The sequence below is a fragment of the Paenibacillus sp. FSL R5-0470 genome (genome assembly GCF_037975205.1).
GTDB lineage: Bacteria > Bacillota > Bacilli > Paenibacillales > Paenibacillaceae > Paenibacillus_AQ.
The window spans coordinates 6,348,616-6,368,840 of sequence record NZ_CP150238.1 but is presented as its reverse complement, the minus strand read 5'-3'; the positions used below and the strand labels follow the sequence as shown (position 1 = coordinate 6,368,840).

At 40.5% G+C, this 20,225-nt stretch carries 21 protein-coding genes; all 21 read left to right on the top strand.

The window, feature by feature from the left end; all coding sequences use genetic code 11:
- Window positions 1-3 precede the first annotated feature (3 nt).
- The 21 genes from MKY99_RS28320 to MKY99_RS28220 all read left to right on the top strand — a co-directional run bounded on the left by MKY99_RS28320 (window position 4) and on the right by MKY99_RS28220 (window position 20,199).
- Window positions 4-726: a response regulator transcription factor gene (locus tag MKY99_RS28320; protein ID WP_042131342.1), complete on the top strand. Its 723-nt coding sequence runs from the start codon at window positions 4-6 to the stop codon at window positions 724-726.
- 237 nt (window positions 727-963) lie between these two features.
- On the top strand, window positions 964-1,410 hold the full coding sequence (locus MKY99_RS28315; RefSeq protein ID WP_076285666.1) for a glycosyltransferase family A protein: 447 nt from the start codon (window positions 964-966) through the stop codon (window positions 1,408-1,410).
- A gap of 1,011 nt (window positions 1,411-2,421) precedes the next feature.
- Entirely contained in the window at window positions 2,422-3,552 is a 1,131-nt protein-coding gene (locus MKY99_RS28310; protein ID WP_339267584.1) for a helicase-related protein, read from the top strand.
- Window positions 3,549-4,367, top strand: a complete 819-nt coding sequence (locus tag MKY99_RS28305; protein ID WP_339267582.1) for a ComF family protein — start codon at window positions 3,549-3,551, stop codon at window positions 4,365-4,367. Before MKY99_RS28310 ends, MKY99_RS28305 begins: the two co-directional genes overlap by 4 nt.
- A gap of 170 nt (window positions 4,368-4,537) precedes the next feature.
- Window positions 4,538-4,948, top strand: a complete 411-nt coding sequence (locus MKY99_RS28300) for a TIGR03826 family flagellar region protein (RefSeq protein ID WP_339267580.1) — start codon at window positions 4,538-4,540, stop codon at window positions 4,946-4,948.
- A gap of 102 nt (window positions 4,949-5,050) precedes the next feature.
- On the top strand, window positions 5,051-5,335 hold the full coding sequence (gene flgM / locus MKY99_RS28295) for a flagellar biosynthesis anti-sigma factor FlgM (protein ID WP_339267578.1): 285 nt from the start codon (window positions 5,051-5,053) through the stop codon (window positions 5,333-5,335).
- Between the two features lie 12 nt (window positions 5,336-5,347).
- The gene (locus MKY99_RS28290; RefSeq protein WP_042192416.1) at window positions 5,348-5,848 is read left to right on the top strand and encodes a flagellar protein FlgN; all 501 of its coding nucleotides are present in this window, start codon (window positions 5,348-5,350) and stop codon (window positions 5,846-5,848) included.
- Between the two features lie 54 nt (window positions 5,849-5,902).
- Entirely contained in the window at window positions 5,903-7,486 is a 1,584-nt protein-coding gene (gene flgK / locus MKY99_RS28285; protein ID WP_339267576.1) for a flagellar hook-associated protein FlgK, read from the top strand.
- 15 nt (window positions 7,487-7,501) lie between these two features.
- Window positions 7,502-8,419, top strand: coding sequence for a flagellar hook-associated protein FlgL (gene flgL, locus MKY99_RS28280; protein WP_339267574.1), 918 nt, complete (start codon window positions 7,502-7,504; stop codon window positions 8,417-8,419).
- A 14-nt stretch (window positions 8,420-8,433) separates the two neighbouring features.
- Complete coding sequence (locus tag MKY99_RS28275; protein ID WP_339267572.1) at window positions 8,434-9,000, top strand: DUF6470 family protein; 567 nt, start codon at window positions 8,434-8,436, stop codon at window positions 8,998-9,000.
- 118 nt (window positions 9,001-9,118) lie between these two features.
- Entirely contained in the window at window positions 9,119-9,565 is a 447-nt protein-coding gene (locus MKY99_RS28270; protein WP_339267569.1) for a flagellar assembly protein FliW, read from the top strand.
- 1 nt (window position 9,566) lies between these two features.
- A complete protein-coding gene (gene csrA, locus MKY99_RS28265; RefSeq protein WP_339267568.1) occupies window positions 9,567-9,809 on the top strand; it encodes a carbon storage regulator CsrA in 243 nt (80 codons plus the stop codon).
- 230 nt (window positions 9,810-10,039) lie between these two features.
- The gene (locus tag MKY99_RS28260; protein WP_339267566.1) at window positions 10,040-10,852 is read left to right on the top strand and encodes a flagellin; all 813 of its coding nucleotides are present in this window, start codon (window positions 10,040-10,042) and stop codon (window positions 10,850-10,852) included.
- 87 nt (window positions 10,853-10,939) lie between these two features.
- A complete protein-coding gene (locus MKY99_RS28255) occupies window positions 10,940-11,752 on the top strand; it encodes a flagellin (protein ID WP_339267564.1) in 813 nt (270 codons plus the stop codon).
- 83 nt (window positions 11,753-11,835) lie between these two features.
- Entirely contained in the window at window positions 11,836-12,897 is a 1,062-nt protein-coding gene (locus MKY99_RS28250) for a glycosyltransferase family 2 protein (RefSeq protein ID WP_339267562.1), read from the top strand.
- Window positions 12,898-12,987: 90 nt separating this feature from the next.
- Window positions 12,988-14,889 (top strand): glycosyltransferase family 2 protein, encoded by a 1,902-nt coding sequence (locus tag MKY99_RS28245; RefSeq protein ID WP_339267560.1) that lies wholly within the window; start codon window positions 12,988-12,990, stop codon window positions 14,887-14,889.
- 24 nt (window positions 14,890-14,913) lie between these two features.
- The gene (locus MKY99_RS28240; RefSeq protein WP_339267558.1) at window positions 14,914-17,007 is read left to right on the top strand and encodes a glycosyltransferase; all 2,094 of its coding nucleotides are present in this window, start codon (window positions 14,914-14,916) and stop codon (window positions 17,005-17,007) included.
- Window positions 17,008-17,018: 11 nt separating this feature from the next.
- Window positions 17,019-17,714 (top strand): WbqC family protein, encoded by a 696-nt coding sequence (locus MKY99_RS28235; protein WP_339267556.1) that lies wholly within the window; start codon window positions 17,019-17,021, stop codon window positions 17,712-17,714.
- 13 nt (window positions 17,715-17,727) lie between these two features.
- Window positions 17,728-18,582 (top strand): NAD(P)-dependent oxidoreductase, encoded by an 855-nt coding sequence (locus tag MKY99_RS28230; RefSeq protein ID WP_339267554.1) that lies wholly within the window; start codon window positions 17,728-17,730, stop codon window positions 18,580-18,582.
- A 113-nt stretch (window positions 18,583-18,695) separates the two neighbouring features.
- The gene (locus tag MKY99_RS28225; protein ID WP_339267552.1) at window positions 18,696-19,553 is read left to right on the top strand and encodes an ATP-grasp domain-containing protein; all 858 of its coding nucleotides are present in this window, start codon (window positions 18,696-18,698) and stop codon (window positions 19,551-19,553) included.
- Window positions 19,534-20,199 (top strand): metallophosphoesterase family protein, encoded by a 666-nt coding sequence (locus MKY99_RS28220; RefSeq protein ID WP_339267550.1) that lies wholly within the window; start codon window positions 19,534-19,536, stop codon window positions 20,197-20,199. The genes MKY99_RS28225 and MKY99_RS28220 overlap by 20 nt, the downstream gene beginning before the upstream one ends.
- Window positions 20,200-20,225: the final 26 nt, after the last annotated feature.

The following is a 20,225-nucleotide window of genomic DNA, read 5'->3' as shown; positions in this document are numbered from 1 at the left end:
GTGATGGAGAACTTAAACTCTACTAAAACGCCCATTAAAGTTCTTTTGGCGGATGATCATCAGCTTTTTCGTGAAGGGCTGAAACGTATTTTGAATATGGAGGAGGATATCGAAGTCATCGGTGAATGTGGTGACGGTATCCAGGTATTAGAGTTCTGTAACGGAACTAAACCAGACATCGTACTGATGGATATTAATATGCCTATTGAGAATGGCGTGGAGGCCACTCAAAAACTGAGGGAAATGTTCCCGGAGGTTAAGGTAATTATTTTATCGATTCATGATGATGAGAGTTATGTGTTTGAAACCCTTCGTAAGGGTGCCAATGGTTATTTATTGAAGGATATGGAGGCTGAATCCCTTATTAATGCGATCCGTTCGGTCTGTGAGGGACACGCTTTTATTCATCCAAAGGTTACCGGGAAGCTAATCAATCAATTGCGGCGCATGACTTACCTTAATGAGACTGGAGTAGCTGCTGATACGGTAGTGAAGGAAGCTGGTGTTAAGTTTGTGGCCGGTGACAACAATCCTCTTACACGTCGTGAAGCAGAAGTACTGCGGCTGATGGCGGAAGGTAAAAGTAACAAAATGATCGGTGAGTATTTGTTTATTAGTGAAAAAACGGTCAAAAACCATGTTAGTAGTATTTTGCAAAAAATGGAAGTTGATGATCGTACGCAAGCAGTAATCAACTCAATCAAATATGGTTGGGTAACTTTATAAAAATTTTTACAGATTTACGGTACATATAGGAATGAAATCAAGGAGAGCACAGCTTGTTCCTTTAAAATATAAGAAAGTATAAGTTTCACACCATACTTTATGTCTTATATTTCTCGCTTAAACGCTTACCGTCCTTGCAAGGACGCCGAAGGCGTTTATGCTTGATAGGAACTCTGGGCAGTCACCGACCTTTTAAAGCCGGCATATAGTGTTGGTATACAGAGGAGGTGCATCTCCATGGTAGCCCAGTTGATATGGATTGCGGCTGTTTATGTATCCGCTGCAGTGATTATTCATATGCTGCATAATCGGCAGAAGGTGCGGCAGACACCGCAGTCCGTGAAATGGATTCATTATATTTTGATTACCCGCAATCATGCATCTGTTGTGGAATGGTACATTCGGGCGCTGACATTTCAAGCATTTTTAACCGGAAAACGATTTCGAGTAACGTTCATGGATGATGGCTCGAGCGATGGAACCCTTGGAATTGTTTCCAGGCTGGCTGATAGTGGCTGCTCTATCGATCTTGCAACATCTATGTACACTTTTCAGGTGAGTGAAGAAGAGTTGCAGCAACAAGGGATTGTGGTAGACTTGCGGTTGTCAGGGCAGTCTGTTTCGTTGCCTTTTATGGGGATGGCAGGAAGTAGGGGATGCGAATCAAAGCGCGACAGATTTTAAGTGAATATGTGAGTAACGGGTGAAGCACACTCTCCAAGAAATGGAGGAGTGTGCTTTTTGCGTTAGAGGCTGGGAAAGTGGTGTGGGCAAGAGTGATTAATGTGAGACTTAAAGGAGGCCGATTTTATGCGAGCTGCTGTATATGCCTTGGAATGTAGGGGGATCTGGAGTGTTCGGATTTCTTTAGATCTTACAGTAGATAGATGGTGGTGGTCTGGCGCTGGGCTGGAGAGTCAAGGTAGAGGCTTAGTAACGGAGGATAAGCTGGTTTTATTATCTCCTGCGCTGCCGCTGGGGTGGGCGGTGAAGTTGCGCGATCGTTTTAAACAAAGAGACGGGATGAGGAACTGGGGGGCTAAGGAGTGGAGTCAATACGTGAGCGGTGTCCTCGAGCCTGAGTTGAAGGAGGAAAGGGAAGCAGGAGGGAAAGGCGAGGAAGAGTTGCTTAGTGAGAGGGTGTCGCTATGGCGACTTTCTGGGCAAAGAGAGATATTTATAGAACAGTCTAGGGAGAACAATGATTGCAGAAGTTACAGTAGAGGAAATGATCTCGATTATGCTGTACTGGAATCGGAGGCAGAACAACTATCGTGGGCTGTGGCCGGCCGTTCTTTACTGCAGCCGGAAATAGAAACGCTGCTGGCAGAGAGGTTGCCAGAGCTGACAGGTCGTTGGCGCCAGGCGGCACAACTGGCGCATTTGCAGGGGCGGCTTACGTTTGCCGCCGCCGTTGGTAGTCACGCCCCGGCTGCGCATGGGGCGTGGGCCCGCCAGCTCCCTGTGGGCGCTGGCGCTCTGGCGCGTGCGGCGGCTAAGCTGCCGCACGTATTGTGGCGCGGCGCTGTCGCCCGCCGCGCGGTCTCGCGCTGCCTGCGCTGCGGCAGCGCCCCAACCGGCCGCACGGCATGCGCCGCGTGCGGCCTTATGGGCTGCGCCTATTGCGAGGCCTGCCTCGCACTTGGGCGCAGCCGGGCTTGCGCGCTGCTGCTGCGCAGCGCAGCGCTTCCGGCCGTGCGGTGCACGGCCGCCCTTGACCCCACCGCAGCCGCAGGCCGGTGGGGACTGAGCCCAGCGCAGGCGGGAGCCGCTGGCGCTGCGCTGGGTTTTCTGGCGGAGCGGCGTGAGCGCTCCGCCAATTCGTGCCCAGAGCGGTTTCTGCTCTGGGCGGTGACGGGAGCCGGGAAGACGGAGATGATCTTCCCGCTCCTAGAGGCCGTGCTCGCCGCCGGTGGGCGGGCGCTCGTAGCGACGCCGCGACGCGACGTCGTACTCGAGCTCGCTCCGCGGCTCGCGAAGGCTTTCCCGGCGGAGACTCTCGCCGTGCTTTACGGCGGCAGCGCAGAACGCTGGGTGAGTGGTCGCTTAACGCTCGCGACCACCCATCAGCTGCTGCGCTTCCATCGAGGCTTTGATCTCGTAATCATTGACGAGCTGGACGCATTTCCCTATCACAATGATCCTATGCTGGCTTATGCCGCTGAACAAGCCTGTAAGGTAGATGGCTCTTTTATCTACTTATCAGCTACTCCACCACAAGAAATGCAGCGGTTGGTCCGGTTAGGCAGACTTCCACATGCCAGAGTACCTGTTCGCTTCCATGGTCATCCCTTGCCTGTGCCACAGCATCTGACCATGACATCCGTTCAAACATGCCTAAAGCGTGGGATGTTACCTAGATCTCTCATACATACGCTTCGTAAGTCGCTCGAGCGCGAGGCGCAAATCTTTTGTTTTGTGTCGCGTATTGCACATATTGAAGGATTACTGGTTCTGCTTCGTCGGAGCTTTCCCCGCGTAGTTATCGAGGGTACTTCCTCCAAAGATTCCTTCCGGGCAGAGAAGGTAACTGCTTTTCGCGACCGGGCTATCTCCCTATTAGTAACGACTACGATTCTGGAACGAGGAGTTACAGTCCCACGCAGCGATGTATTTATTTTGGATGCGGATAGCGATCTTTTTGACGAAGCCTCCTTGGTTCAGATGGCTGGACGTGCCGGGCGATCTAAGGATGATCCTGCTGGGCGTGTTGTATTTGCCTCTCTCCAATGGACCCGATCACAGCGAGGAGCGATCTCCCAAATCCGTACTATGAACATCATCGCTCGCCGCAAAGGATACATTAGCAAGGAGGCGCCGAGATGAGCTCTCTGTTCTCATGGTTAACCAAATCTCGGGCACTCTTGTCCCCTTCCGTAACTCCATGCTTAACCTGCGGCAAGCGTAATCCAGGATCCTCACAATTTCCTGGAGTTTGCAGGAATTGCGTAGAATCCATTCCTTGGATACGTTCCCCACGCTGCTTGAAATGTGGTCGGCATGTGGGCTGTCCTGACTGTACCCGCAGTAGTGAACCGTCTCCGATTATTTGTAATCGAAGTGCAGTGGCTTACACTAGTGTTATGCGAGAATGGTTGGGTCAGTATAAATATCGCGGGAATGAACGGTATGCCCCTTTACTTGGCCTCATGCTGGATAGAGCCTATCTAACACTGAAAAAAGAGAAGCAGAGCGCTCTTTTATCCCGAAAACCATCCATCATCCATCGTTCTTGGTCTGCTGATTTGTTAGTGCCAGTGCCTGTCAGTGATTTCCGGCTTATGGAGCGAGGATTTAATCAAGCGGAAAGATTGGCTGATGTACTATCTAGATGTAGGAAGATTCCACAGCTTCCGCTGCTGATCCGTACACACCATACGGGAAAACAGAGCTTTAAGAGCCGAGCGGAGCGACTGGCGGATATGAAGCACGCTTTTGCAGAAAATCTGGCAGTAACAACACAATTTGCGGATTGGTTAAATAGGGAGGTACCTCTAAATCGTCCTGTTCGGATTATTATTGTTGATGATATTTATACGACGGGCAGTACCATTCGTGCGTGCGCTGAGATCATACAACAAGTGGGTTCAGATTATGGTTATGCGGTAGAGGTGTATAGCTTAACTTGGGCACGTTCTTAAGTGGGAACAAGATGCATGATTGTGAACACCTCCATTCACTTTTTGAAGATAAACATACACCTAGTAGCGTTTCTTCTGTCCCATAGACGAATTCCCTGCAATCATGTAATCTAGGAGCATAAGAATATTATGCATTGTACAGAATGTACGGAGAGGAGCGGCTGCTTGTTATGAATCTAGACAATTGTCCAAGGTGCGGCCGGTTGTTTGTTAAGAATCTTATGGGTTTGTGCCAGCCCTGCATCAAAGAGCTGGAGCATGAATATGAGATCTGCGTGGATTATTTGCGGGAGAACAAAGGAACCAACATTCAAGAGTTGTCCGATGCTACAGGAATTTCGATTAAGGAGATCACCCGCTTTATTCGAGAGGGCCGGATATCTATAGCTAATGCTCCTAATATGATGTATCCCTGCGAGGTGTGTGGAACGCTGATTCGCGATGGGCATATGTGTGATAGTTGTCGTACTCGGCTCAGGAAGGATCTCTCCAATGCCGCAAAGGAAAGTGCTGCTGAGGATTCTACCAAAAAGACAACAGACGGTGCATATCGTGCCATAGACAAGTTGCGTGACCTATAAAATCTGCAAAAAAACGTTTGCAGCTATAAAGAATGTTTCAGTCTACGCCGATAAACTTAGTAAAGATTATCGGCTTTTTTATATTAGAAGGAAGGTGAAGTTATGAAAATTAACGAGACCGGACGAATTAACGCGATGAATCCGTATCAACGCAGCGCGGATGCGCAAAGGCAGGAACAAATGAAGAAAAGTTCACGCAAGGATGAGGTTTCGATCTCTGATGAAGCAATTCAGCTCTTGCAAGCACAGAATTCTAGTAATGATGCTGAACGTGCACTTAAGATCGACAGTTTGAAGCAACAGGTCTCCGCAGGTACCTATCAAGTAGATGCAGCTAAGCTAGCAGAGAAACTCGCCCCTTACTTTAAGCAATCCTCCGAGAATTAGGTGAAACCATCCATGGCATTGACGACATTAATAGAACTATTGGAGCGGCTGGACGAAGTGCATAACCAAATGCTGGAGCTGGCCGCTGAGAAAAAACAGACGATTATGGACAACAAGGTGGATGCCTTAATCGACATCCTGAACCGTGAGTCCAAGCTAATGAAGCTGATTGGGCAGCTCGAGGAACAGCGAATCGCGGCAGCGTATACCGTTCTACAAGGCGTAGGTATTCGTTCCAACCTGAACCTGAACCTAACTGAGCTGTCCAGACTTATATTTGACCCTGAAGACAAGGCACGACTGCTGCATATTCAGCAGAAGCTTTCTGGCACTTTGCACCGCTTGAAAGAAGCAAATGAGCTAAATCAGAAGCTGATAGAGCAGTCGCTTACTTTTATAGATTATTCTTTGGATCTGCTGGTCGGAAGACCGAATCAGGATATCACATATCATCGTCCGTCCGATAAGGGCAATGGCGTAAATCGGTCGGGGATTTTTGATGCACGAGGCTAGAATTGTACTGATGAAGTGTTCTGCTGGAGCAGAACATAAGGAGGAGTAAGAAGCATGACATCCACATTTCACTCGATAGAGACGGCGAGACGCAGCCTTTTTACTCAGACCGCAGCTCTTAATACGACTGGACACAATATCGCAAATGCGAATACCGAGGGTTATACTCGTCAACGTGTAAATATGAAGGCTGCTTTACCTATTGAAGCGTACGGATTTAATAAATCTACCGTTCCTGGTCAAATGGGTACAGGGGTGGAATTCTCATCTATCGATCGGATTCGGGAAATGTTTCTGGATGATCAGTACCGTGGTGAGAATTCTGCATTTGGTAACTGGAAACTTCAAGCAGATACTCTCTCTAAACTAGAAGCGATTGTTAACGAACCATCGGATACAGGTATTCGTACAGTTCTAGATAACTTCTGGAAATCATGGTCTGACCTTAGTAAGAACCCTGAGGATCCTACTGCTCGTAAGATTGTAGTACAAACTGCACAATCTTTGACTGATGCCATGAATTATATGAGCACGCAATTAGATAATCTTGATCGGGATCTAACTACTAATATTGACGTAAAGGCAAAAGAGGCTCAGGGCTACCTGACCGCTATCGCAGACTTGAATAAATCGATCTATAAGATCGAAGGTATGGGCGATCAGGCCAATGATTTACGCGATCAACGCGATCTGATGGCGGACAAGCTATCTAAGATTGCTAATATTACCGTTGTGGAAACAGAAGCTGGTTATAACGTTTCACTGGGTGGACAGCCACTGGTAGAGGGTGGAGAAGTTACTGCAACCGTAGATAGTGCATTTCTTAATAATGCTTATGCCGCTGGAACGTTGAAGGGCGGCGAGGCTTACGGAATGATTTTCTCCAAAAATACTTATGTTACTGACTACAAGAAACAACTTAACGATATGGCTAGTACGATTGCTACTGGTGACGTTGAAATTACTATACCGGCAGGTTCCAATCTTCCTGAGGGTACCATGTTAACTAATGATGCTAAGATTACTCAAGCGGATGGTACTGTAGTTACTTTGGCCGCTGGTCAGGCAATGCCTAAGGGAGCAACGATGTATGAGGATGCTAAAACTATTGTTAAAGGCCTGAACGGACTTCACAAGTTAGGTTATGCGATGGATGGAAGCTCTGGTCGTGATTTCTTTGTAACCTCTGGTGACGCTGGAACGATCAAGTTGAATCCGGAAATTGCTGCAGATGTTAGCTTATTCGCAACTTCACTACGTACAACTGTTGATGCAGCTGGCAACACACAGGTCGTTAAAGGAAATAACACCCTGGCGCTCTTGCTGACAAACCTGAAGGATAGTAAATTCACTACGCCGGACGGTAAAGTTAGCAATACTGTGGGTGGGCTTCTAGGTTCTATGGTTGGCCAATTGGGTATTCAATCGCAGGAGGCAGCGCGTCAAACAGACAACTCAGATTATCTGGTAGAGCAGGTTAACTCCCGTCGTCAATCTGTCAGTGGTGTATCGCTGGATGAAGAAATGTCGAATATGCTCGTGTTCCAGCATGCTTATAGTGCCGCTGCGCGTTTTATGACTACTTTTGATGAACTGCTCGACAAATTGATTAATTCCACCGGCACAGTCGGCAGATAAAAGGAGATATAGCGTATGTTGAGAGTAACCTCTAACATGATGAATTCACAGCTTTTGCTTAACCTAAACCGCAATGCACGTACAATGAACGACACACAATTACAGCTTGCAAGCGGACAAAAAATCAACAAGCCTTCCGATGATCCGGTAGGGATTACGTATTCCCTGCGCTATCGCGCTGAGCTTTCTTCTAACGAGCAATATACCAAGAATGTAGATAGCGCTCTTTCATGGCTAGATTATAATGATACCGTCCTAGGTCAAGCTGGGGATGTTGTTCAAAAGATTCGTGAATTGTCTGTACAGGCTGCGACAGGGACTAACCCGCAGTCTGCGCTCGATAGTATCAATGAAGAATTGATGCAATTAAAAGAGCAACTTGTGGATATTGGAAACAGTACGCTAAATGGAAAGTATATCTTTAATGGCGAGCAATATAACACCAAACCTTATGATTTTGCCAAAGGGGCAGATGGTACTTATGATGTATCTAAGCCGATTACTACGGACACCGGGCAGATTCAGTTTATTGTAGGTGAAGATGTGCGCATGCCGATTAGTATGGGTGGCAATGATGTATTCGGTAAAACTGGGGATGCAGATAATCTGTTTACTATTATTAATAATATATCAGATGCTCTGAAATCGGGTAATACTTCTGCAATATCCAATCAACTAGATACTATTGACTCAAGGATGAATACTATTTTATCCGCTCGATCTGAAGTTGGAGCAAAAACCAATCGTGTAGAATTGATGCAGGAACGGTTAAGTGATTTAAATATCAACCTGACAGATCTTCAAGCTAAGACTGAAGATGCTGATTATGAGGGCTTGATCATGCAATCGAAGATTCAGGAGAATATTTATAACGCGTCCTTGTCAGTTGGGGCCAAGATTATATCTACAACTCTCGTGGACTTTATCAGATAATAGAGGTGGTTATCGTGCTACAGCCGCTACTACAAATACGTCAGACGGCTGCTTTGATTGGGATGGATGCAGATTCAGGAAACTTATCCATTACCCAACCCAAAGCAGAGGTGAATATAACAACCACTTCAGGGGAGCTTGCGGTTCAATCTTTTCGTCCAGAGTTTACAATAGACCAATCTAGAGCTTGGGCGGCTTTTACCGGGGGCAGTATGTCTGACATGAACAAGCGTATTTATTCAGGCATCCAGCAGTTATACCTTCAGGGCATTGCAAGGAAGGTAGAGCAGGGAAATCAAATGGCCCAGTTTTTTAAACCAGGCAATACGATTGCTGAAGTATATGGCACAGACACCGAGCCAAATTCTTTTCCTGAGACTAGAGGTCCAGCATCATACGATAATGTGGATATTCATTTCGAAACAAGAGATCCAAGAATTGAATTTCGCCCTGCGACGGTCAGTATTCAAGTTGAAACACATCGTCCGGAAATCGAGTACACTCGTGGTAAGTTAAATATATATATGCAGCAGTACGCGTCCATACAGTTTATTCCGCCGAAAGTGAATGTTCAATTGTAGTAGCTCTTAAGCTATAGATGTGCTTGAAAGAGCCCTCTATAGCTTTTCTGTTATTTATTGAAATATGTAAATTAGAAGACTAGTCTATACGAAGCAATACTTTTAAGGAGTGATCGATTTGATTATAGAGACATTATCCTGGGGCACATTGGAAGTAAATGATGAGCAGATATATTATTTCTCAAAGGGGATTCCTGGGTTCGATGATGAGACTGATTTTGCACTGATATCTATGGAGGATACATCCTTCTGGTATTTACAATCGGTTAAGGAGAGAGAATTATCATTTTTACTGGGCGATCCCTTTTTATTTTATCCATCCTATGAATTCGAACTTCCTGATATTGAGGCTGAGGAATTGAGAATCCAATCGAATGTACTAATTCGCTGTATCATTACGCTGAAGGATCAGATTGAACAATCTACAATTAATCTACTGGCTCCCATCGTATTAAATCCTGATGCGAAGACTGGGAAACAGATCGTATTGCATAGTGCTCCCTACCATACAAAACATTACTTGTTACAGGAGAAGTTGATTGTAGACGGAAAGGATGGTGGATAATATGCTCGTACTTTCTCGTAAAAAAGGAGAGTCCGTTGTTATACAAGATCAAATAGAGGTGACGGTATTAAGTGTAGAAGGTGATACGGTGAAGCTTGGTATCACAGCCCCAAAACATGTTGATATATTCCGAAAAGAGATTTATTTATCTATTCAGGAGGCCAATCGCGAATCAGTCGCGACTGCGCCATCTGACCTTAACGTACTTATTGATCGGCTAAGGGGAATCCAAGATAGCATTTAAATCCTACACAAAGGACTGAGGAATCGGGAAACTGTATGATGTGCAGACCCGATTTTTTATTATAGGTTAAAGTTATAAAAAATTTATTGATTATTACTAAATTACTCTAAACAGATCATGGCAAGTTGTCGATATATAGTTTAGACGCTGAACCCGCAGGGCGGCCGACCTTAACGGTTTAGCGTTACCACATGGATGTGGAACCAACATATTTCAAGGAGGAAATTCAAATGATTATTAACCACAATATCGCGGCGCTGAACACTCACCGTCAACTTTCTATTAACACTAGCAACACTAGCAAGAACATCGAGAAACTCTCTTCCGGATTACGTATTAACCGTGCTGGCGACGATGCAGCAGGTCTGGCTATTTCCGAGAAAATGCGCGGTCAAATCCGTGGTCTTGATCAAGCATCCCGTAATGCTCAAGATGGTATCTCCATGATTCAAACTGCTGAGGGTGCGCTTAATGAAACTCACTCCATTCTTCAACGTATGCGTGAACTTTCCGTTCAATCTTCAAATGATACTAACGTAACAGCTGACCGTGCTGCAATTAATGAAGAGTATCAAGCATTGGCAAAAGAAATTACTCGTATCTCAACTGATACAGAGTTCAATACTCAAAAACTATGGGATGGCACCACAACGGCTGTAGATTTCCAAATAGGCGCTAATAAATCGCAAACGATCAGTTATACTTTCTCTAAAGCTGATGCTACTACATTGATGGGCGCTGTAGGTGATTTGACAGATAAGGCAAAATCTCAGATAGAACTTGTAGCTGTAGACAAAGCGATTGCATCAGTGTCGACAGAACGTTCGAAACTGGGTGCTGTACAAAACCGTTTGGAGCATACAATTAATAACTTGAATACTTCCTCCGAGAACTTGACTGCAGCTGAATCCCGTGTTCGTGACGTAGATATGGCTAAAGAAATGATGGCGCAAACAAAGAATAGTATTCTTTCCCAAGCTGCACAAGCTATGCTTGCACAAGCGAATCAACAGCCACAAGGCGTTCTTCAATTGCTTCGTTAATCTAAAGTTGAGCTAAGATGATTTAGTCATTTATATGTATACACCTACCACATGGATGTGGGGGTTAAATTCAGGGAGGAAATTATAATGATTATTAACCATAATATCGCGGCATTGAATACTCATCGCCAGCTATCAATCAATACAGGCAACACTAGCAAGAACATCGAGAAACTGTCTTCCGGCTTACGCATTAACCGTGCTGGTGACGATGCCGCTGGTTTGGCAATCTCTGAGAAAATGCGTGGTCAAATCCGCGGTCTTGATCAAGCATCCCGTAATGCTCAAGATGGTATCTCCATGATTCAAACTGCTGAAGGTGCATTGAATGAAACTCACTCCATTCTTCAACGTATGCGTGAACTTTCCGTTCAATCCTCAAATGATACTAACGTAACAGCAGACCGTGCTGCAATTGATGAAGAGTATCAAGCATTGGCACTTGAAATCACTCGGATATCTAATGACACGGAATTTAATACTCAAAAGCTTTGGGATGGAACTACAACAGCAGTCGATTTCCAAGTGGGTGCTAATACCAACCAAAAGATCTCTTATACTTTTGGTGACATGGATGCAGCAGCATTAATGACCACTGTAGGTGATTTGAAGACTAAAGCTAATTCACAAACGGCTCTTGGAGCAGTGGATTCCGCTATTGCCAAAGTTTCTACGGAACGTTCGAAACTGGGTGCGGTACAAAACCGTCTTGAGCACACCATTAATAACTTGAATACATCTTCCGAGAATTTGACTGCAGCCGAATCTCGTGTTCGCGATGTGGATATGGCTAAAGAAATGATGTCGCAAACGAAGAATAGCATTCTTTCCCAAGCTGCACAAGCTATGCTTGCGCAAGCGAATCAACAACCACAAGGCGTTCTTCAACTGCTTCGTTAATTTTTTAGACTGTTTTAGAAAGGACCTTAGTTTAACTAGGGTCTTTTTATTTTGTGATTTATTAACAATTGGAGGAATTGTTCATGCTAACTTTAGCAATGATTGTAAAAAACGAATCGGAGAAGCTCGGAAGATGCCTTGAGAGTGTGAGGTCAATCGTAGATGAGATAGTTGTTGTTGATACTGGATCTGTAGATGATACCAAAAAAATAGCAAGTGCTTATGGAGCTCGAGTGTTTGATTTTCAATGGGTGGATGACTTCTCAGCTGCAAGAAATTTTGCGTTGAAACAGTGTGAAGGAGATTGGATTTTAGTACTGGATGCTGATGATCGTATCATTAAAGCTTCACGGAAAGAAATTGATGATTTTATCAATAATAATAATTCATTGGGACGAATTAGAATTACTAATAGTTTTGATTATGATGGGGAGTTAAGAGAGTCAGAAGCGAATGTCACTAGATTATTTCCAAAGGGGTCATTTTACACAGGTAAAATCCATGAGCAGATCGTGTCCAATCTTCCAAGGGAAAATGTGCCGATCTATGTATATCATGATGGATACTACAAGTCTGATAAGTACAAACGAAATATAAAAATGCTTGAATTTGAGCTGGATAAATATCCTGATGATAATTATCTTCTGTATCAACTAGGTAAGGAGTACAGAATAATAAAGGATTTTATTAAAGCTGAGGCCTACCTATCAAGATGTTATAGTGGAATTACTGATATAGACGGGTACAAGCCACAATTAATAATCGAGCGTTTGTATACAATGTTAGGGGTGGGTAATTTCGAAGAGGGACGTGCACTGATAGAAAGGGAGGCTAGGCTGTTAAGCGATTTTCCAGACTTCTATTTCGTCAGTGGTTTGTTTTACATGGAACTGGTTTTTAGTGATATTAATAAATATATGAGGTGTTTTCCGTTAATTGAGGAATCTTATCTAAAATGTTTAGCTATAGGAGACACCAATAAATATGAGAGTGTAAAAGGCACAGGTACTTTTTTAGCGGCCTATAATTTAGCGGTATTCTATGAAACTACAGGTGATTTGAATAGGGCCAGGAAGTATTACGAGTTATCTGCCCAATATAATTATAAGTTGGCCCGTAAACGTTTTGAACTTCTAGGTGGTTAATAAGCTGATTTTATTTTCTTTACTTATCAGGTATTTGATTACGACCGATAATAATAGTATAAATTATTATCCCTAGACTGAGAGGTAATTATGAACAAAACAGTATCTTTATGCATGATTGTGAAGAACGAGGAGAAAACACTTGCCCGATGTCTGGATAGTGTCGTTGGTAAGGTTGAGGAAATTATTATTGTAGATACTGGTTCAGAGGACAATACAATAGAAATTGCAAAGCGATATACCTCTAACATCTATAATTTTGAGTGGACAGGAAGTTTTGCTGAAGCAAGAAACTTCAGTATTCGGCAGTCTTCTTGCGACTATATTCTGGTAATGGATGCAGATGAATACCTTGATGAAGACTCAGATATCCATAAGGCATGTGTTACCGGATTCGATTATTATGTTTTGAAAATTAAAAATTATCTATCATTCGATCAAACATTTGTTCATTATAACGTAAGGTTATTCGTAAATAATGAAAACCTCTACTTTGAAAATCAACTTCATGAGCATTTAAATATATTTGATGAGAGATTTAAATTTGTGGGTGATGATGTAGATTTACTTCTTCATCATACCGGTTATAGTAATGAAACCATAGAAGAAAAGGATAAGCTGCAACGGAATCTTCCCATCATGATTAAGGAAGTTGAAGAAAATCCTAGCGCTTTTAATTTGTTTAATATGGGCAAATTATATTTAAGTCTTGGTCAATACGATAAAGCAGTTCATTATTTTAAGCTAGCTTATCCATTAAGCAAAGATAGCCTGTTTTTGCCCGATCTATTAACGTTATTCGCCTCCACCTTAGGTAAACTTAATAAGCAAGAAGATGGTTTGAGTATTATTAATGAAGCTGTTCTATTGTATAGTGCTGATTCTGAAATGCGTTATACTCAGGGGCAACTATTTATGGAGGTTGGGTATCTTAAAGATGCAGAACTAGCGTTTCATAAGTGCCTGCTGATGGGAGATCAGGGGGAAGGGGCCATGGTTTATGAAGGTTCAGGAGGCTATAGAGCGAGATTTATGTTGGCTGAAGTATATGAGCAGCAAAGAAGGTTGGCTGAGAGCTATGAGTTAGTAATCAAAGTTCTTGAGGAGAAGAAAACACATACACCTGCACTCACAAAATACTTTGAGATTGTTACTAAAGCAAACATACCTGCGGATGATGTGCATCGAAATTTAGAGATTATCTATAATATTGAGAATATTAATGACTTACGCATTCTGATTGATACACTTTATTCGCTACGACACCCGCTGTTAAATGAATATATGATGAAATATAAAATTCAAACGCAACCATTTATTTACGCTGTAGCATCGCAGTATGACAAAAAATATGAGTTAGCAAGTAAACAGTGGTCCAGTATTTCACAGCTACCCGATGAAGTTGGAGGAGATATACTTTTACTAGCTATAATTCTTCAAGATACTTCTCTTTTTCATAGAGTACAATCACAGCTAAACGTGAGTAAAAAGGAAAGCGAGACCCTATTTAGATTGATTAATAGAGAAGACTATTCTAATGTTCGTTTAACCTCTCACTTGGAGAAATTGCTTCTAGAAATTTCACGTCATCTTGTTACATTACAGGAATTCGAAATTTTCCAAGTTGTGTTAAATCTCATTCTAAAGGGTTCCATAAAAGCGAAATACAATATATGTCTCTTATTGGCGGAGTATAGCTTTGTTGAGGTAGCTATTGATATATTAAGTGAATTATATGTGGAGTATCCAAAGGATACAAAGATAATATCTCTGTTAGGTGAATTATGTCTTCAAAGTGATTATCTTGAAGATGCAGATTTATTATTTACTAATTTAAAGCACTTGAAACCTGATTATAATACTTACGAACGCTGTTATCGATTGTATGAGAAATCCAAAAATGTTGGGGCGATGAATTCCATCATAAAAGAAATAGAACAAAAATATCCTTTAGTTTCTTGGACAGATGCTTTACTGTCAAATTCAATATAGTATACACATTGAAAGGAGATTTTAATGAAAGATCATATATTAGTACAAATAGAAGAGTGCATAAATAATAACGATATAGATTCTGCTTCAGCACTAATAGTGGCGAATGAAGCGGAATATAAATATAATTCATTATTTTGGAATTTAAAAGGTGTGTTGTGTTTCCATGTAGCTTTAATTGAAGAAGCCGTATCTTGCTTTAATCAGGCGTTACTATTAGATGGTGATAATATGGATGCTAAAAAAAATTTAGAGTTTTCCATGACTCAACAGCATGAGTTAAATTTAGAGTCAATCAAAAAAATCGTTAAAATTCTTGACGATATAATTGTAAGAGTGAAATATTGCATAAACAACATTCGTATGGGCGATCTGGATTTATGTGTTTCATCTCTTAAGACTATAAGAATAGAAATAGAGCCCTATCGTGAAGAAATCTCACGATTAAAGACAATAATTCAATCTCGGTTTATGTTAAATGTATTTGATAATATTTTGTTATGTATTGACGATTGCCTTAATGATTATAAATACAGTGATGGAAAAAGCATAGCAACATTATTTGAGTTTACGCTTTATTCTTTGTTGAAGGAGTTAAGAGAAGAAATTTTTTATTTTGGTTTAATTTATCCTGATACTAATAAAATGGAGATCTATTATCAATCTGATTTTGCCACAGCAAATGCAAATGAGTACGCGAAAGCTTCATTACAAACTGGAAAGAATAAATATCCTGTTTCTATATTGGTTACTGCGTATAATAAGCTCGAATACACCAAACAATGTGTAGATTCAATATTGAGATATACTCAAGGGATTGATTATGAGCTTATATTAGTTAATGATGGTTCTATTGATGGTACTCGAGAGTATTTTGAAAGTGTAGCTTACGCGAATAAAAAAGTTATTAGTTTTCACAAGAACACTGGCGCTATGATCGCTTACTTTATAGGAGTAAGAGCAGTAGAAGGTAAAGTTTTAGCTGCAGTTTCTAATGATGTAATAGTAACTGAATGCTGGCTGGAGAACCTTCTAACCTGTTTAGAATCAGATCCATCTATTGGGATGGTTGTTCCAACTACGAATAATATTTCAAATAATCAAACAATTCCTGTTCCATATACACAAATAGAAGAAATGCAGGCGTTTGCTAGTAGATATAATGAATCGAACCCAAGCAAATGGAATGAGCGAGAAAGGCTCTGCCCATTTTTACATGTAGTTCCAATGAGTGTATTTGGTAAGGGGATTTGTCATGATCGATTATTTTACTATGGCGAATTTTGTGATGATGATATTTCATTACAATTGCGTCTGAATGGTTATAGGCTTATTTTAGCTAAAGATACATTCTGCCATCACTTTGGGAGTGTTTCTTTAGGGGAAGCACAGCGGAAAAGTAATTCACTACAAATCAGTAGAGAATTGTTCAAACAAAAGAACAAGGTCGATGCTTGGTACGAGATCAATAATCATACATCTCATTTAGTTGCAAATATAAAATTTATGAAGGATAAACCTACAAGTATATTGTGTATTGATCCTGGGTTTGGAGTTCTACCTTATTCAATTAAAAATAAATGTAATGAAAATGGAATTAAGAACGTTACGCTCTATAATTTCTCAACAGATAAGCATTTCTCAGTTATCTCCTCTGGATTATTTGAAAACTTTAGTACATCTGAAACTACAAATGATTTAACATCCATATATGAAGGGCAGGGATTTGAATACATTTTATTATGCAAGCCTCTAGAGGAGTATGAGAATGTGGAGTTACTTTTTAAAAATATAAATAAGCTTATATCTCGAGGTGGCGAACTTCGTTTTTTAATGAGCAATCTGTACAGTGCTAACAATATAGCTCAACTGCTCTCACTTCAGGGTAATCTATTTGGTGATAAGGCATTTATAAAATTCGCATCATATGTCGCTGTTGAAAAACTACTTTCGCATGCAGGTTTTAATTCTATTAACAAATTTGCGGTATCTTATCAAGATAATCAAACTGTTATTGATTCAGTAAAAAAAATGTCTTCTTGTTTAAATATTGAGCTTAGTGGAGCACAAGAAGTTCTATGTGGTTCTGATGCATTATTATTTATTGTTGAGTCTTAATCGGAGGGCTTATGAAATTAGCTATTATGCAACCTTACTTTTCCCCGTATATTGGATATTTTCAACTTATCAACTCTGTTGATACATTTATTATATATGATAATATCCAATATACAAAAAAAGGATGGATTAATAGGAATCGTTTTTTACTTGATGGAAAGGAAGCACTTTTCTCAATTTCATTAAAAAAAGATTCTGATTATCTAGATGTTAGAGATCGACTAATATCCTCAGAGTTTAATAGAAAAAAGTTGCTCAATAAAATCTATATGGCTTATAAAAAATCTTGTAGTTTTGAAGATGTATTTCCTCTTTTTGAAAAAATAATCTCAAATAATGAGATGAATTTATTTGAGTACATTTATTTCTCAATCATTGAAATATGTAGTTACCTAAATATTGAAACTAAAATCGTTAAATCATCAGATATAGATATTAATCATTCCCTTAAGTCTCAAGATAAAGTTATCTCGCTTTGTAGAAAGATGGAGGCAACGACCTATCTTAACCCTATAGGTGGGCAATCACTCTATTCAAAAGAATACTTTAAGGAATGTGGAATTTCATTGAATTTTATAAAATCTAATCCAGTAATATACAAGCAGTTTAATGATGTGTTTGTCCCTTGGCTATCGATTTTGGATGTGATGATGTTCAATGAAAGAGATGCTGTAAGGGAAATGATAAATGAATATGATTTGATATAAATAAGGAGTAGTAATGAAGAAAATAGTTATTATAGGGGGGAATGCCTCCTTATCTAAATATTTAATTCCTAAATTATCAGAAACTCATCATGTTATTACTATGGGGAGGACAAATTGTGATGTGTATTGTGATTTATCAGATAACTTAGGATCATTCGAAATTCCTGAAAATACTGATATTGTGATACATGTTGCTGCATGTGCAGAAAGTAATACGGATGAGGAACTCATTAACACTGAGAATATTAATGCATTAGGAGCATTAAAAGCTTGCATGACTGCTTCTAAGGCAAATGTAAAACACTTTGTTCTTATATCATCCATCTACACAGCACTGGATATAAACTCTTCCTATTACAGTATTTATTCATTATCAAAAAAACACGCAGAAGAGCTATCGACTCTCTACTGTAAATCGCGAGAATTACCATTAACGATTATACGTCCATCTCAAATTTATGACGCTAAGGGAGACTTCCGCAAAAATCAACCACTACTATATTTTATGGCTGATCAAGCAGAAGAAGGCAAGGATATTGCGATATACGGAAGTAATGATGCGTTAAGAAATTATATACATGTAGAAGACTTAGTGGAGATTATCAGAATTGTTATTGAGTTAAGGTATCTAGGTGAATATTGTTGTACAAACCCCACAAACAATAAATTGAGTGAGATTGCATATGCTGCCTTTGAAGCATTCAATTATAGAGGAAATGTAATATTTCAAAAGGATAAGAACGATATAAACGATAATATTTTTATTAATGATACATCATTGTATCAGAGTATCGGGTTTTATCCACGGATCAATATCAATGATGGTATGAAACGGTTAAGTGATTATAGAAAGAAGGAAGCATTATAAAAACAATACTTGTTTCTGGAGCTAGTGGAATCGTTGGATATGGAATTTTGCGATCATTACGAGAAAGTGGAAGAAAGTACAAGCTAATAAGTACTACAATTTATGAGGACTCAGTGGCAGAGGCATTTAGCGATATATTTGAATTGGCCCCCAAGACTAGTGATAGTAACTATATTCCTTGGCTTTGTCAGATCATAAAAAAACATAATGTGGATCTGATTATTCCAGGGATAGAAGCTGATATGTATAAGTGGTCTGAAATGTATAGTGTAATTAGTCAGACCAATGTGAAAATTTTATTGAATAATGAAGAACTTATAAAAATTTGCGGGGATAAGTGGTGTTTTTTTGAAAAATTAAATGATAATAATCCACAATTAGTAATTCAATCTCGTATTAGTGGTAGTTTTGAGGAGCTTGTCTATCAATATGGTCTGCCTTTTCTTTTAAAACCACGACAGGGATATGCTTCTAAAGGGATTGTAAAGATTTATTCGAAAGAAATGTTCATGGAGCATGAAAAGGATTTTGGGCATAAACTCATGGCACAGCCTATTGTAGGAAATGATGATGAAGAATATACAATATCAGCATTTTTCAACGATGAATCTGAACTTTGCTGTTATATGGCGTTGAGAAGGAAATTATCACAAGAAGGTTATACGGATAAGGCTCAAGTTGTTAGTTTATCGGGATGTGAGGAAGCCCTTAGAAATCTTGCTGATATTTTCAAACCAGTAGGACCGACCAATTTTCAGTTTAGAAGACATCATGGCGATCTGAAATTGCTTGAAATAAATCCTAGGATATCTTCATCGACTTCAATTCGAACGGCATTTGGATATAATGAATCCTTAATGAGTATAAATTATTTTTTGAACGGTGAAACACCTATTCAGCCTGCAATAAAATCAGGGACTGCTATCAGATATGTAGAGGAGTGTGTTTTTTTTGATAGGGATAATTTCTGATATTCATGGAAATTATGTTGCTTTGCAAAAAGTTCTTGAAGAGTTAGATGATATGGATATAAAGGAAATATATTGTCTGGGAGATGTTGTTGGCTATTACTCTCAGGTTAATGAGGTTTGCGATGAACTTCGTGCAAGAAATGTACAATGTGTAATGGGAAACCATGACTGGTACATGGTTGCGAAAAGTTTCTGTCCACGTTCAAAAAGTGTTAATGATTGTTTGCGATATCAAAGGAAGATTATCACTGAAGATAATTTAAGATGGCTTTCAACCTTTCCGTTTTATAGGGACTTTGATAATCTTCGTATGGTGCACGGGGGGTGGAGTAATCCTATTGATGAGTATCTGGAATTATCAGAAGATTATTTTAACAATGTGGAAGGTACTGTTTTCGTATCTGGACATAATCATGTTCAAACTATTAAATGTTTTGGAGATAAAACATACTGTAATCCTGGATCAGTTGGGCAACCAAGAGACGGGGATCCTAGAGCAGCGTTTGCAACCTGGGATGGAGAACTCTTTCATCTTCATAGGGTCACTTATGATATTGAGACTGTAGGGACTTTAATGGAGGATGCAGGATTTAATGGATACTACTATGGATGTCTTAGAGTTGGAGCGAAAAATCTCTGTTATTAAAACTACCGATATCGGGGGCGAAATGT